The organism is Rhodococcus sp. 05-2255-1e (assembly GCF_002259025.1).
In the GTDB taxonomy this organism is placed as follows: Bacteria; Actinomycetota; Actinomycetes; order Mycobacteriales; family Mycobacteriaceae; genus Rhodococcoides; species Rhodococcoides fascians.
Window position 1 is genome coordinate 38,115 of record NZ_NOZE01000010.1, and the last position, 14,713, is coordinate 52,827.

The 14,713-nt window shown below is 65.7% G+C and carries 11 protein-coding genes; 3 read left to right on the plus strand and 8 right to left on the minus strand.

Annotated elements, in window-relative coordinates; all coding sequences use genetic code 11:
• Positions 1–72 precede the first annotated feature (72 nt).
• Positions 73–1,953, plus strand: coding sequence for a 1-deoxy-D-xylulose-5-phosphate synthase (gene dxs, locus CH262_RS08185; protein WP_032387302.1), 1,881 nt, complete (start codon positions 73–75; stop codon positions 1,951–1,953).
• Here the strand turns inward: dxs and CH262_RS08190 are convergent.
• The 8 genes from CH262_RS08190 to CH262_RS08230 form a co-directional block, all read right to left on the minus strand.
• Complete coding sequence (locus CH262_RS08190) at positions 1,940–3,268, minus strand: MFS transporter (RefSeq protein WP_037167951.1); 1,329 nt, start codon at positions 3,266–3,268, stop codon at positions 1,940–1,942. The genes dxs and CH262_RS08190 overlap by 14 nt on opposite strands.
• A 100-nt stretch (positions 3,269–3,368) precedes the next feature.
• Positions 3,369–4,766, minus strand: coding sequence for a sugar porter family MFS transporter (locus tag CH262_RS08195; RefSeq protein WP_032365061.1), 1,398 nt, complete (start codon positions 4,764–4,766; stop codon positions 3,369–3,371).
• 218 nt (positions 4,767–4,984) lie between these two features.
• Complete coding sequence (locus tag CH262_RS08205; RefSeq protein WP_032387304.1) at positions 4,985–5,731, minus strand: SDR family oxidoreductase; 747 nt, start codon at positions 5,729–5,731, stop codon at positions 4,985–4,987.
• 92 nt (positions 5,732–5,823) lie between these two features.
• Complete coding sequence (sigJ, locus tag CH262_RS08210; RefSeq protein ID WP_094717415.1) at positions 5,824–6,684, minus strand: RNA polymerase sigma factor SigJ; 861 nt, start codon at positions 6,682–6,684, stop codon at positions 5,824–5,826.
• A 97-nt stretch (positions 6,685–6,781) separates the two neighbouring features.
• Positions 6,782–8,887: a 3-hydroxyacyl-CoA dehydrogenase NAD-binding domain-containing protein gene (locus tag CH262_RS08215; protein WP_032387306.1), complete on the minus strand. Its 2,106-nt coding sequence runs from the start codon at positions 8,885–8,887 to the stop codon at positions 6,782–6,784.
• Complete coding sequence (locus tag CH262_RS08220; RefSeq protein WP_032387307.1) at positions 8,884–10,110, minus strand: thiolase family protein; 1,227 nt, start codon at positions 10,108–10,110, stop codon at positions 8,884–8,886. The genes CH262_RS08215 and CH262_RS08220 overlap by 4 nt, the downstream gene beginning before the upstream one ends.
• A gap of 72 nt (positions 10,111–10,182) precedes the next feature.
• Positions 10,183–11,463, minus strand: a complete 1,281-nt coding sequence (locus tag CH262_RS08225; protein ID WP_032387308.1) for an HRDC domain-containing protein — start codon at positions 11,461–11,463, stop codon at positions 10,183–10,185.
• 59 nt (positions 11,464–11,522) lie between these two features.
• A complete protein-coding gene (locus CH262_RS08230; protein ID WP_027496917.1) occupies positions 11,523–12,122 on the minus strand; it encodes a DUF3000 domain-containing protein in 600 nt (199 codons plus the stop codon).
• A 164-nt stretch (positions 12,123–12,286) separates the two neighbouring features.
• On the opposite strand from CH262_RS08230, the gene hemE reads away from it, so the two are divergent.
• Entirely contained in the window at positions 12,287–13,360 is a 1,074-nt protein-coding gene (gene hemE, locus CH262_RS08235) for a uroporphyrinogen decarboxylase (RefSeq protein ID WP_032387502.1), read from the plus strand.
• Positions 13,357–14,712 carry a protoporphyrinogen oxidase gene (locus CH262_RS08240; protein ID WP_094717417.1) on the plus strand — a complete coding sequence of 452 codons (1,356 nt, stop codon included), beginning with the start codon at positions 13,357–13,359 and terminating at the stop codon, positions 14,710–14,712. The genes hemE and CH262_RS08240 overlap by 4 nt, the downstream gene beginning before the upstream one ends.
• The last annotated feature ends 1 nt before the right edge of the window (position 14,713 follow it).

The window sequence follows — 14,713 nt, forward strand, 5'->3', positions numbered from 1 at the left end:
GGGGCGGCTGGGTGCAGCCACTCCGTAGACTGGTTTTTCGAATATGTTTTCCGGCCGGAGGGAGCGATCTCGTTGGGTGTCCTAGCGCGAATTCAGACGCCCGAGGACTTGCGCGACCTCGATAGTGCGGAGCTGGCCGAACTGGCTCGCGAGATCCGCGCCTTCCTGGTCGAGAAGGTATCGGCAACAGGGGGCCACCTCGGTCCCAATCTGGGAGTGGTGGAGCTGACTCTGGCGATCCACCGCACCTTCGACTCACCGCGTGATCCGGTCATCTTCGACACGGGCCACCAGGCCTACGTGCACAAGATGCTCACCGGACGCGCAGGAATGTTCGACACACTCCGCAAGCAGGGCGGGCTGTCCGGCTATCCGTCTCGGGTCGAGAGCGAACACGACTGGGTCGAGTCCTCGCACGCATCGGCATCCTTGTCGTATGCCGACGGGTTGGCCAAAGCGTTCGCCCTCAAGGGAGAGACCGACCGGCATGTCGTGGCTGTGGTCGGTGACGGCGCGCTGACAGGCGGTATGTGCTGGGAGGCGCTGAACAACATCGCCGCCGGCCGAGACCGGTCGCTGGTGATCGTCGTCAACGACAACGGCCGTTCGTACGCCCCGACCATCGGCGGGCTGGCCGATCACCTGGCAGCTCTGCGACTGCAGCCGGGATACGAGAAGATTCTCGACAACGGCCGCCGGATCGTACGACGGATCCCCGTCGTCGGCCGCGCCGCCTACACGATGCTGCACGGCATGAAGGCCGGAGTGAAGGACGCCATCAGCCCGCAGGTCATGTTCACCGATCTCGGCATCAAGTACCTGGGCCCGGTGGACGGTCACGACCAGCACGCCATGGAATCGGCACTGCGCAGAGCCAAGGCGTACGGCGGCCCGGTCATCGTGCACGCGGTGACGCGCAAGGGCATGGGCTACATCCATGCCGAGAACGACGTGGCCGACCAGATGCACGCCACCGGCGTCATCGATCCTGCGACCGGCCTGGCCCGATCCAAATCGGCTCCGGATTGGACGTCGGTGTTCTCGGCGGCGCTCATCGAGCAGGGCGAGCAGAACGAGGACGTCGTGGCCATCACCGCCGCAATGGCCGCGCCCACCGGGCTCGCGGCGTTCGGGGTGCGGTTTCCGGACCGAATGTTCGACGTCGGTATCGCCGAGCAGCATGCGATGACGTCGGCCGCCGGGCTTGCGCTCGGCGGCATGCATCCCGTGGTCGCCATCTACTCCACGTTCCTCAACCGCGCGTTCGATCAACTGCTGATGGACGTCGCCCTGTTGGGTCTTCCCGTCACGATCGTGTTGGACCGCGCGGGAGTCACCGGTGCCGACGGCGCGTCCCACAACGGCATGTGGGACATGTCTCTACTCGGCATCGTTCCGGGCATGAAGGTGGCAGCGCCACGAGACGCCGCCACTCTTCGAGAGGAGCTGGCCGAGGCGATCGCCACCTCGGACGGCCCTACGGCTCTTCGCTTCCCGAAGGGCGCGGTCACCGAGACGGTGCCTGCGGTGCGCAGGTTGGACGGAATACTCGACGTGCTGACCGAGCCGTCCGAGTCCGCCGGCGACGTGCTGATCGTTGCCGTCGGGGTGTTCGGGTCGCTCGCCCTCGACGCCGCGAAAAAGCTCGAAGCAGAGGGTATTTCGGTTGCCGTCGTGGATCCACGCTGGGTGCTCCCGGTCCCGCAGTCGCTGCTCAAGATGGCCGAGGATTACCGGTTGGTGGTCACCGTCGAGGACAGCGGCCTGCACGGCGGGATAGGTTCGACGCTCTCGGCCGCGCTGCGAGGTGCCGGTGTCGACGTGCCCTGCCGCGATCTCGGTGTGCCGCAACGGTTCCTCGACCACGCATCTCGGGAGCAACTGCACCACGAGTTCGGACTCACCTGCGAAACCGTGGTGCAGCAAGTCTCGGATTGGGTCAAGAGCCTCTGACGGCGTCGGCCGGCTCCGTTTCGCTTCCGAACACGACGCGGCGGCCGGCCACCGCACCTGCTGCAGCCATGGGGATCGTCACCACCAGAAGAACCACAATCGACGGTTCCCACCGCTGCGTCGCCGAATGAACGGCCCCGCACACCAGCGGACCGGCAGCAGCCAGCACGTATCCGACCGTCTGCGCCATGGAACTGAGCGACGCAGCATCACGGGCGTTCGAGGCCCGCAGATTCATCAGCGTCATCGCGAGCGACAACTGCCCGCCCTGACCCAAACCGAGCAGTACCGCCCACACCAGGGCCCAGGAATCGGCCGACGACACTATCCCCAGCAGGCCCACGCACGTCGGTAGCGTCACGGCGACCGCCAACGCGCTCTGGTTCCCCAACCTGGTCGCGAGGCTCGGAATCGTGAGTGCAGTCAGCACGCTGCTGACCGACAATGCCGTCAACAGCAGACCGGCATCACGCGCGTCCACCCCGCGATCACGAAAGATCGTAGGTAACCACGCGATCATCGAATACGCCATCAACGACTGCAAACCCATGAATGCCGTCAACGACCACGCCACGGGCGATGTCAGAACCCCCGTGCGACTCCCAGGAGCGTCGTCGGGGAGTGTCGCCGACCCGGCCACCGACCGCCCGCGCGACAGCGTTCGCCCGAAGATCGCCATACATCCGGCAGCCAACACGACCGGAATCGACCACAGCCCCAGCACAATCCGCCAACCACCGTCGAAGGCCTCGGCCAACGGAACGGACACTCCCGACGCCACTCCCGCACTGGCACTGATCACAGCGGTCAACACCCCGGTCAACAACCCCAGTCGTCGCCCCGCCGCCGCATCGGGTTCACCTGTCGAACTCCACTCCCTGCCCCTGGGTCGTTCCGACAGGCTCCACTCTCTGCCCCTGGGTCGTTCCGACAGGCTCCACTCCCGCACCACCAGACGGACGAAAACCGGACCCAACACATTCGCGACCGCGATACCCGCCGCCGCGACGAGAGTGCCGACCACGAGGATCGGCCACGACGGCACCGCGCGTACAGCTGTGCCGACGGCCACCAGGAACAGGCACACCACAAGAACGTGCGTGACAGGGACCCGGCGCACGAAATAGCGTGCGGTGGCGGCGAATACACCGAGGCAGATCACCGGGCCCGTGGTCAGCAACGCCATGGATGTCGAGTTCGCGGAGTAGAACTCGGCGATGTCGGAGGTGAGTGCCGAGGTACTGCCGAACAGCAGGCGCAGGCTCAGTCCGAACACCACGACGGTGCCCACGGCGCATGCGATACGAAGCTTCATGTCCTACTTTCGACGGCAGATCGACCGACAGAGTGCACCCCCCACCCTGCCTTATCGGTCGAGAGAACCGCCGACCCGCCGTCGTTCGGACAACCTCGATTCAGACGCCCATCTCTTCGAGTTCCATCCCTTTGGTCTCGGTGATCTTGTATTTGACGAAGAAGAAGGAAAGGAGAGCGAACAGTGCGAAGAACGAGTAGATGAAGCCGAGCCCGATGGTGTCGGACAACGGCGGGAATGCCAATGTAATGGCGAAATTCGCTATCCAGTTCGCGGCGGTACTGATGCCCAACGCCACTGCACGCATTCGATTGGGGAACATCTCTCCGAGCATCACCCACATGATCGGTCCCCATGTTGCTGCGAAGAAGACCACGAACAGATTTGCGCCGACGAGCGCGACCGGGCCCCACGGCGACGGCAATTCCAGTTGGTCGCCGCTTCCGACGGCTTGCGTGAACGAGACTGCGGCCAGGACCAAACCGACGAACATGCCGATCGAGCCGATCATCAACAGATTTCGGCGACCGAATCGATCGACGAACAAGATTGCGACGAATGTCATCGACACATTGATGACGGACGTGATCACCGACGTGACGAACGATTGATTCTCGCTGAAGCCCACCGACTTCCACAGCGTCGTCGAGTAGTAGAAGATCGCGTTGATCCCGACGAACTGCTGCAGAATCGCCATCGTGATACCGACCCACACGATCGGCTGCAGACCGAATTTGGGTCCTCGGATATCGGCGAACGAGGATTTGGATTCTCGCCGGAGAGTCAGGCGAATTTCCCGGATGCGTTCGTCGGGGTTCACTTCGCCGGTGATGTCGCCCAGAATGCGTGCAGCTTCCTCGTCGAGGTGTTTACCCACCAGGTACCGAGGTGATTCTGGAATGAGTGTCGCGAGAAATCCGTAGACCAGTGCGGGCGCGACGCCGACCAGGAACATCCACCGCCACGCTTCGAGGCCGAACCACAGATCGTTCGACGGTCCGCCTGCCGCGTTCTGAAGAACCGCATCCGAGAGCAGCGCGGCAAAAATGCCGACCGTGATGGCCAATTGCTGCAGCGATGCCAATCCACCGCGATAGCGAGCCGGTGCTATCTCCGAGATGTACGCGGGCGCGATCACCGACGCAATTCCGATACCCAGCCCGCCGAGGACCCTCCACAACATCAGATCGGGGACGCTGAAGGCGAACCCGGACCCCACCGAGGAAATGGTGAACAGCGCAGAGCCGAGCAGCATCACCTTCTTGCGGCCCCAACTGTCGGCCAGGCGACCGGCGAACCAGGCTCCGACCGCGCACCCGAGTAGCGCGATTGCGACCGCGAACCCCGTGACGAACGACGACAGAGCGAAATTCTCCTGGATCGAGTCGACTGCACCGTTGACGACGGACGAATCGAATCCGAACAGAAACCCGCCGACAGCGGCGGCAATGGTGACTCCGATGACCTTTGCGGTGTGCCGATCGGTCGATTGCGTCATGGCATGAACCAGCTTTCGGGTGAACAGCGTCCATGGTGGTCATCGCCATCTTCGTCCTCGCACACACGGAATGGGAGCGAAATCGCCTCGATATTCGTGGCGTGCAGCAATCCAAGTGCCGAAATAGGTGAATTGTCCGATATTGCGCTGTCGAACTCGAAGTTGCGGACGGAAAACTGCCGTAAGTCGTCCATAGCTTCGAGTTCGGCGGCAGGTGGCTATCGCGCCAGGGTGGCCGACCACTGATCGAAGGTCTGGAAACCGTGATCCGAACCGGTCGTGGTGACCAGCGTTCCGTCTCGGATCGCGCGACCGTATGCGCCGGGAATCGGGACCTCGAGCACCAGGCCGCGGGCACCGATGGCACGTGCATAGCGCCGCACCATCTCGGCCATCCGTTCTTGTCTCGGCCCGCCGAGGTCGGCAACGCGGCCCGCGGGGGAGTGCTCGGCCAGATCGATCAATCGATCGGCGACCTCGCGGGCGGCGATCGGTTGCGAGACCATCTTCGGGACGATGCTCACCGGACCGAACGACGCGCGTGCACGGATCTGAGCGGCGAATTCGTGGAACTGAGTGGCTCGCAGGATCGTCCACGGCACCGACCCGGACCGAATCATGTTCTCCTGCTCGACTTTTCCGGCGTAGTACGAGTGCGGAGCCTTGTCTATCCCCACGATGGACAGCGCCACATGGTGGCCGACTCCGGCCTCGATCTCGGCCGCCAGCAAGTTGCGGGTGACGGCGGAGAAGAACGCCGTCGATTCCTTCGCCGAGACCGTTTGTGTCGACGCGACATCGACGACAGCGTCGACGCCGGCCAGAGCGTCGGACAGGCCGGTCCCGTCGGCGAGGTCGACACCGGCCGACCGCGACAGCACGACGATCTCGTGCCCTCGCTCACGCGCCACGTCGACGACATGCGTTCCGACGGTTCCTGTTCCACCGGCTACGGCGATTTTCATCGTGTGTCCACCTGTCCTGTTCGGAGTCGATCGGCTCGAGAAGTTCGGGCCTCACCTGCACTGACGACGTAGCCCACGAGAATGTATGGCCGTCACGACCAGTGTCGAAGTTTTTCCGGGTTGAGCACGATCCACACGTCGGTGACCACGGCGGAATCGGTGCGGAAACCGATCACACCGGTGACCACACCGTGTCGGCGAAGGACGACTCCGGTCAGGCCGTTGACCGATTCGATCGACCGGTCGAGGTCGGTGGACTTGACGGTGATACCCAGAACGAAGCGGGCGACCCGATCGGCCCCGCGAACCGGGTTGCGGGCCGCCGACACCCGTCCGCCGCCGTCACTGACGAGGGTGATGTCGGGGGCGAGCAGTGCGACGAGCGCATCGAGATCTCCGCCGGCGGCGGCAGCCACGAAAGCGCGGACGACGCGGTCGTGGGTGTCGGGGGCGCTCGGGCCGCGGCGATCGTCGTGCACCCGTCGCCGGGCGGCCGAGGCCAGTTGGCGGCAGGCGGCGGGGGTCCGACCGAGAACGTTCGCGATGTCGTCGAATGGAACCGCGAATGCATCGTGCAGCACGAACGCGACACGTTCTGCCGGGCTCAGTGAGTCCAGCACGACGAGCAACGCCAGGCCGACGGACTCGTGGAGGGCGACGCGGTCGGCCGGGTCCGATGTGCCGTCGTCGCTGGTCGCAAGGGCTCGGACGGGTTCGGGAAGCCATTGCCCCACATAGTGTTCCCGGCGTACGCGGGCGGATCCGAGCAGGTCCAGACAGATGCGGCCGACGACGCGGGTGAGCCACGCACGGGGGACGTCGATTTCGTCACGTTCGGCGTCGGTGAGTCGGTACCAGCGGAGCAGCGCTTCCGATGCTGCGTCCTCGGCGTCGCTGTAGGAACCCAGCATTCGATAGGCGATGCCGATCAACCGACTGCGTTCGCTGTTCATCGGGTCAGACCTTATCCCGACACGAAAAAGCCGAGTTCGAGGTTATGGACGAAAATCCGGAGAAATCCGTCCATAACCTCGAACTCGGCGGGTAGAGCTAGACGCTGGCTACACCGGGCGCGAGGAAGCGTTGACCGGTGGCGGCCTCGGACGCGCCGCTGCGATCCAGGTACGGAGTGATACCGCCGTTCCAGAATCCGAAGCCTCCGCCCAGCAGCAGGCAGAGATCGATGTCCTGGGCCGCGGCAACGACCCCTTCGTCGAGCATGATCTTGATCTCGTCCGCGAAGGCGTTACGGGTTCGCTCGAGAACCTGTTCGGCCGTCGACGGTGAATCACCCTGCGGCCACAGTGCGGCCACCTCGGGGTCGACAACCTGGCCCTCGGGTCCGTAGGTCCACACGCCCGGCTTCTTCGCCTCGACGAGCGCACGGAATCCGGCGGAGTCCTTGAATCGCTCCGGGTACGCCTCGGCCAGCGTTTCCGCGGTGTGCAGAGCGACGGCCGGTCCGACGAGTGCCAGCAACGTCAGCGGGCTCATCGGCATGCCGAGTTCGCCCACTGCGCCGTCGGCCACATCGAACGGGGTGCCCTCGTCGATCGCGCTGATGATCTCGTTGGACGCACGAGTGACTAGCCGGTTGAAGACGAAACCGGGGAGATCCGCCGACAGCACGGCAGACTTCTTCAGAGTCTTCGCGGTGGCGAATGCTGTTGCGAGAGTGGCATCGTCGGTCTTCTCGCCCTTGACGACCTCGAGCAGCGGAAGTACGGCCACGGGGTTGAAGAAGTGGAAACCGACGACCCGCTCGGGGTGTTTCAGATCGGCCGCCATCTTCGTGATCGACAGCGAAGACGTGTTGGTCGCGAGAATCGTTTCGGCAGAGACGAATTCCTCGACCTCGGCGAACACCTTCTTCTTCACGTCGAGGTTCTCGAAGACTGCCTCGATAACGAAGTCGGTGTTCGCGAATGCGGACTTGTCGATCGATCCGGACACCAACGCCTTCAAGCGATTTGCGGCGTCGGGGGACAGGCGCTTCTTGCCGAGCAGCTTGTCGATCTCGCTGTGAACGTAGCCGACGCCCTTGTCGATGCGCTCCTGATCGATGTCGGTGAGAATCACCGGCACCTTCAGCTGGCGCACGAACAGCAACGCGAGCTGGCTGGCCATCAGACCGGCACCGACGATGCCGACACCGGAGATCTTGCGCGCGAGCGACTTGTCGGGCGCACCGGCGGGACGCTTCGCGCGCTTCTGAACCAAGTCGAAGGCGTACAAACCGGCACGCAACTCGTCCTTGACCAACAGCGTCGACAGCGCGTCGTCCTCGGCCGCGAAGGCCTTGTCGAGAGACGCGGAATCGGTGATGTCGGTGTTCTTGGCCAGCTCGAGCAGGTCGACGGCAGCGACCGGTCCCGGCGCGAAATTGCCGGTCTTGCCGGCCACGATGCCCCTGGCACGGGTGATGGCGTCGTCCCAGGCCTGCCCGCGATCGATCTCGGGACGGTGGGGGATGACCTCGCCCTTGATGACCTGAGCGGCCCACGCGAGGGACTGCTCGAGGAAGTCGGCTCCGCCGAAGAGGGCGTCGGCGATGCCGAGGTCGAGTGCCTGCTGCGGCTTGAGGACGCGGTTCTGGTTCAGTGCGTTCTCGATGACGACGGTGACGGCGTTCGAGGCTCCGATGATGTTGGGCAGCAACTGGGTTCCGCCCCATCCCGGCACCAGGCCGAGGAAGGCCTCGGGCAAACCGAGTGCGGCCGCGTTCTCCGCGACGGTCCGGTAGTGCGAGTGCAGTCCCACTTCGAGGCCACCGCCGAGTGCGGCACCGTTGATGAAGGCGAACGTCGGAATCGTGGATTCGCGCAGGCGACGGAAGACCTTGTGCCCTAGCTGCCCGATCTGCAGCGCCTCGTCCTTGGTCTTGATGTTCGGCACGCCGTTGAGGTCGGCACCGACTGCGAAGATGAACGGCTTGCCGGTGACGGCGATGGCCACCGGGTTCGCTGCGAAGGCCTCGTCCAGTGCGGCGTCGAACTTGGCCAGTCCGCCGGGACCGAAGGTCGACGGCTTGGTGTGATCGAAGCCGTTGTCGAGTGTCACGAGGGCGATGGAGCCGTCGAGCCCCGGTACGGAGACGATCTTGGTGAACGCGTTCGTGACGACCTCGTCTTCGAACGCGGTGGTGATGTCACTCATTTGGCTGCTCCCGAGTAGTCAGCGTGGTTGGGGTTCTCCCAGATGACGGTTCCGCCCATGCCGAGACCGATGCACATGGTCGTCAGGCCGTAGCGGACGTCGGGCTGCTGAGCGAACTGGCGGCTCAGCTGGGTCATCAGGCGGACGCCCGAGGACGCGAGGGGGTGGCCACACGCGATGGCACCGCCCCACTGGTTGACGCGGGGATCGTCGTCGGCGATGCCGTAGTGCTCGAGAAAGGCGAGTACCTGGATGGCGAAGGCCTCGTTGATCTCGAACAGGCCGATGTCTTCGATGCTCAATCCCGTTCGGCCGAGCAGCTTTTCGGTCGCGGGGACCGGTCCGATGCCCATGACGGCCGGGTCGACGCCTGCGAAGCTGAAGCCGACCATGCGCATGCCGATGTTCAGGCCGAGTTCGTGCGCGGTGTCCTCGCCGGCGAGGATCGCGGCGGTGGCACCGTCGTTGAGTCCCGCGGCGTTGCCTGCGGTGACGCGGCCGGCAGGGCGGAACGGCGTCTTGAGCTTCGCGAGGTCTTCGACGGTGGTGCCGGGACGAGGCGGCTCGTCCTCGGTGGCCAGGCCCCACCCTGCGGCGGACTTGGTGGCAACGGGAACGAGGGTGTCGGCGATGTAGCCGGCCTTCTTCGCTGCGTCGTACTTGTTCTGGCTGGCGACGGCGTAGGCGTCGGTGCGGTCCTTGGTGATGCTCGGGAACCGGTCGTGCAGGTTCTCGGCGGTGTTGCCCATCACCAGGGCGCTGGGATCGACGAGCTTGTCGGCGAGGAAGCGCGGGTTGGGGTCGACACCCTCACCCATCGGGTGGCGGCCCATGTGCTCGACGCCACCGGCGATGACGACGTCGTACTGGCCGAATCCGATTCCCGATCCGGTGGTGGTCACCGAAGTCATCGCACCTGCGCACATGCGGTCGATCGCAAACCCCGGGACGCTGCGGGGGAGCCCGGCCAGGAGAGCGGAGGTCCGGCCGATTGTCAGGCCCTGATCGCCGGTCTGTGTGGTCGCAGCGATCGCGACCTCGTCGATGCGCTCGGGAGGAAGATTGGGGTTCTTGCGGAGAAGCTCGCGTATCGCTTTGACGACGAGGTCGTCTGCGCGAGTGTCGGCGTACATGCCCTTGGGGCCTGCTTTGCCGAACGGGGTACGGATGCCGTCGACGAAGACAACATTCCTCTGTGAGCTGGTGGACGGGGGTACAGACACGCTTTTCGATCCTCCCGACAGATGCGGACGACTCGTCCGGGTGCCCGGACGCGCCACCCACTGTAGCGGGTATTACCCGTCGGTAACTTGGGAAGGGTGCAGTGCCTTCGTCAGAACCGGCACCACCAGCGAGCGTTGCCACGGCCGAGCCCCACCCTCGGTCAACCGAGCGTCGATCATCTCTCCTGGGTCGACGCCGTCGTCGTCGGGAGTCTGCCAATCCCATACGAGTCGCCGAAGTAGATCCGGCATCAGCAGGTTCTCGACCGGTACCGACACCGATTCACTCAGCTCGGTCATCGCCGCTCGCACATCGGCCAGTCGGGACGCTGCGTCCGGATCGCGGCGGGCCCATCGGTTGACCGGGGGCGGCCCGTCGAACGATGCCGCCATCGACGGCAACTCCGCGGTGGGCAGCGCCCGTGCTCGGGTCAGGGCCGAGGCCCACAACCGAGAGGACCGACGCTGACGGGGGCCGCCGAAGACCGGTAGCTGTTCGAGTTCGCGTGAGGACTTCGGATCGGCCGTCGCCGCGGCGACGATCGCCGAGTCGGGCAGGACCCGGCTGGGCGCGACGTCGCGCTTGGCCGCCAATTCGTCTCGGGTGGTCCACAATTCGCGGACGGCAGCCAACGTTCGTGGTGACTTGATCGCATGGATTCCCGATGTCCGACGCCATCTGTCGGTTTTCGGTTTGGGCGGGCCGAGGGCGAGGATGTGTGCGAACTCCTGTGCTGCCCACTCGGTTTTGCCCTGTGCCTCGAGTTCGGTGGCCATCGCGTCTCGCAGCTCGAGCAGAACTTCGACGTCGAGGGCGGCGTAGTTGAGCCAGGTGTCGGGGAGGGGTCGGGTGGACCAGTCGGCCGCGCCGTGCCCCTTCTGCAGGGCCAGGCCGAGGGTTCGCTCGACTATCGCACCGAGGCCGACGCGGTCGAATCCGGCCAGGCGGCCGGCGAGTTCGGTGTCGTACAGCGTGGCGGGGACGAGCCCCAGTTCAGCGAGACCGGGCAGGTCCTGGTCCGCGGAGTGCAATACCCATTCGAGCGGGTTGATGACCTCGGCCAGGGGTGCGAGGTCGCCGGTGACGGGAATGGGGTCGAGCAACACGGTGCCTGCGCCGCGGCGGCGGAACTGCACGAGGTACGCACGTTGGGAGTAGCGGAAGCCGGACGCGCGCTCGGCGTCGACAGCGAGGGGCCCGTGGCCTGCGGCAAGTGCCTCTGCGGCTGCGCGAACGGCATCGGCGGTGTCGACGACGTCGGGAACCCCGTCAGCGGGGGCCAACAACGGAACGGCGACAGGCTCGTTCGCTTCTGCATCCGACGCGGTGTCCGGGGAACTCTCGGCTGACATGAGATGTGACTCTAGGCCCTGGGGCCGAACGGACCGGCAACTATGTACGACTGGAACTGCTATGTCCGACTGGAACTGCGCTGACCGAGGGTGGTGATGCCCGCGGGCGGCAGGCCCGCGGCGTAGGCGAGCACCTCGCAGAACGCCTCGACGTGAGTCGAGAGATCCTCCGACGTCGCCGTCCAGGACGCGCGAAGTTCGAGTTGGTGAGCCTTCGGGGGGCCGGCGATGTCGCCGTACCGTACCGAGCTGGTCGAGGTGACCGTGCCGCCGAGCGCGTTCAACGGTTCCGATCGCGATTCGAGGGCGTCGACCAGCCAACTCCAGCCGACCTCGGGGAGCAGTGGATCGTCGGCGAGGGACTCGTCCACATCGGCCTGGATGTACGCGACCAGGCGGTGAGTGCCGTTCCAGGCCTCGGCACCGTCGGGGTCGTACAACAGGATCAGACGGCCGAACGCGTCGCCGTCGCTCTGTTCGTCGATCTGCTCGGAGTCGGCGTGCTTGACCTCGGCGCCGATCGCATAGCTGTACGGAGCGAGTCTCTGCGGCGGCCGAATCGGACCGATTTCGATTGCCGGGTGTACCTGCGCCCGATGCATCGCGTCGATGGCGGCGCGGAAAGGCGCAGGTTCGGCGTCAGATCGGTGCTCGGTCACGTCACCGGACGTTAGACGCGTCACGTTGCCCTGCGATGGAGGCGCGCCGAGCCGTGATCGAACTGCGCCGAGCGTCCGTCGAACGATCCGAGTGTCCTGAACTGCGATGAGTGTCTCGCCCTCGAGGGTAGCGGCGGTTGTCGCACGTGGCAGCATGGACGGTGATGAACGCCGAATCGCACACCGCAGCCCCCGCCCGACGAGAACTTCCGGAGGCGCCGTTTCTGGCCGCGATCGACGGTCGACCGACGTCGAGGCGGCCGGTGTGGTTCATGCGTCAGGCCGGCAGGTCCCTTCCGGAATACCGCAAGATCCGTGCAGGCATCGGGATGTTGGACTCGTGCTTCCGGCCCGATCTGGTCGCCGAGATCACCTTGCAGCCCGTACGTCGTCACGACGTCGACGCAGCGATCCTCTTCTCCGACATCGTGGTTCCGCTCAAAGCCGCGGGCATCGATCTCGACATCGTCGCCGGTACCGGACCGGTGGTTGCGCATCCGGTGCGTTCGGCTGCGGACGTCGCGGCTCTGCCCGTCCTGACCTCCGACCAGGTGCAGCCGGTGGCCGACGCCGTCCGCATTCTCACTCGTGAGCTGGGAACCACCCCGCTGATCGGATTTGCCGGCGCACCCTTCACCCTTGCGTCGTACTTGGTCGAGGGTGGTCCGAGCCGCAATCACGAGAAGACCAAAGCTCTGATGCGGTCCGATCCGGCCACGTGGCACGCTTTGCTCGACGCCTTGGCCTCCACCACGATCACCTTTCTGCAGGCCCAGCTGGCTGCGGGCGTCGACGCCGTTCAGGTGTTCGACTCCTGGGCGGGTGCACTGTCGCTCGCCGATTACCGCGAGTACGTATTGCCGCACTCGACACGAGTGTTCGACGCCGTGTCCTCGGCCGGCGTCCCGAAGATTCACTTCGGGGTCGGCACCGGAGAACTGCTCGGTGCCATGGGCGAGGCCGGGGCCGACGTGGTCGGGGTCGACTGGCGGATTCCGCTCGACGACGCGGTGCACCGGGTGGGCCACGGCAAGGCTCTGCAAGGCAATCTCGATCCCGCAGTGCTGTTCGCGGGCTGGGACGCAGTGGAGGCCGAGGTCCGACGCATTGCCGCCGAGGCGGATCGTGCGATCGCGGCCGGTGCCCGCGGCCACGTGTTCAATCTCGGCCACGGCGTGCTTCCCGATACCGACCCCGACATTCTGACTCGCGTCGTCTCGTTGGTGCATTCGTTGTGACCGTCCGGCGTTACGCCGTCGTCGGCGGCGGAATTTCCGGCCTCGTCGCGGCGTATCGCCTGCGGCAGGCGTGCGGACCCGACGTAGAGATCACTCTGGTCGAGGCATCGTCCCGGGTGGGCGGCACCCTGCGCACCACCTCGGTCGGCGATCAGTCGCTCGATGTCGGTGCCGAGGCATTCATCGGACGCCGTCCGGAGGTGCCCGCCCTGCTTGCGGAACTGGGGCTCACCGATCAGCTCGTGCACCCGTCGACGGTGCGACCGCTCGTCTTCTCCGGTGGACGCACTCATCCACTTCCGGTGGGCACCCTGATGGGTATCCCGTCGTCGGCGGAGTCCGTCCGGGAGCTGGTCGATCCGTCCGAGCTGCACATCATCGACACGGAGACCGAGCGGCCGTTTCGATGGGTCCGGGGCTCCGATGCCAGCGTGGCCGATCTCGTGGGCACACGTTTCGGGAACCAGGTGGTGAGCCGTTCGGTCGATCCACTGCTCGGCGGGGTCTACTCCGGTTCGGCGAGCTCCATCGGTGTCCGTGCTGCGCTGCCGACGCTGGCCGCTGCGTTGGACAACGGCGCGGCGAACCTGACCGAGGCAGTGCTGAAGGCACTCCCGACTCCGTCCCCGGGGCCGGTGTTCGGTGGACTCCGGGACGGCTACGCGGTGCTGCTCGATGCCTTAGTTACAGCCACCGACGCTCGCGTTCTACGCGAGACGAGCGTCGGCGAGATCCGCCATGAGTCGGGCGGCTGGTTCGTCGATCGGGTAGGTGTGGTCGACGGGGTCGTGCTGGCGGTACCGGCACCGATACTGGCCGATCTCATCGCAGACCTCGCACCGGACGCGTCGCGCGCGGCCCGTGAGATCGAACTCGCGTCGTCGACGGTCGTGGCCATGGCGTTTCCGACGTCGACCGAGCTGCCGCAGAATTCGGGAATTCTGGTGGCGACGGACGCGGGGCTGGACGTGAAGGCGTTCACGCTGTCCAGTCGAAAGTGGCCGCACCTGGCCCAGCGTGACGCGGTACTGCTGCGAGCCTCGCTCGGGCGTTTCGGCGACGACACCACCGCGCAGCGATCCGACGACGACACGATCGACGTCGCGCTCGCTGACCTGGCCACGGTCGCGGGTATCGACACCAGGCCGCTGGCAGTGACCGTCCAGCGGTGGCCGGGCGGATTGCCGCAGTACGCTCCCGGACACCTCGACCGCGTCGCCGCCATCGAATCCGGAGTGTCCGAACTCGCCGGGCTCGCCGTGACCGGAGCGTGGCAGCGCGGCGTCGGGGTACCGGCCTGTATTGCGTCCGCCACCACCGCTGCCGCCCGTCTGGTCGAGGTGGCACGATAGG

Excerpts from the sequence above, each read along its gene's own strand:
- CH262_RS08190 (WP_037167951.1), bottom strand. The coding sequence starts at position 3,268 with ATGAAGCTTCGTATCGCATGCGCCGTGGGCACCGTCGTGGTGTTCGGA.
- CH262_RS08195 (WP_032365061.1), bottom strand. The coding sequence starts at position 4,766 with ATGACGCAATCGACCGATCGGCACACCGCAAAGGTCATCGGAGTCACC.
- CH262_RS08205 (WP_032387304.1), bottom strand. The coding sequence starts at position 5,731 with ATGAAAATCGCCGTAGCCGGTGGAACAGGAACCGTCGGAACGCATGTC.
- sigJ (WP_094717415.1), bottom strand. The coding sequence starts at position 6,684 with ATGAACAGCGAACGCAGTCGGTTGATCGGCATCGCCTATCGAATGCTG.
- CH262_RS08215 (WP_032387306.1), bottom strand. The coding sequence starts at position 8,887 with ATGAGTGACATCACCACCGCGTTCGAAGACGAGGTCGTCACGAACGCG.
- CH262_RS08225 (WP_032387308.1), bottom strand. The coding sequence starts at position 11,463 with ATGTCAGCCGAGAGTTCCCCGGACACCGCGTCGGATGCAGAAGCGAAC.
- hemE (WP_032387502.1), top strand. The coding sequence starts at position 12,287 with ATGAACGCCGAATCGCACACCGCAGCCCCCGCCCGACGAGAACTTCCG.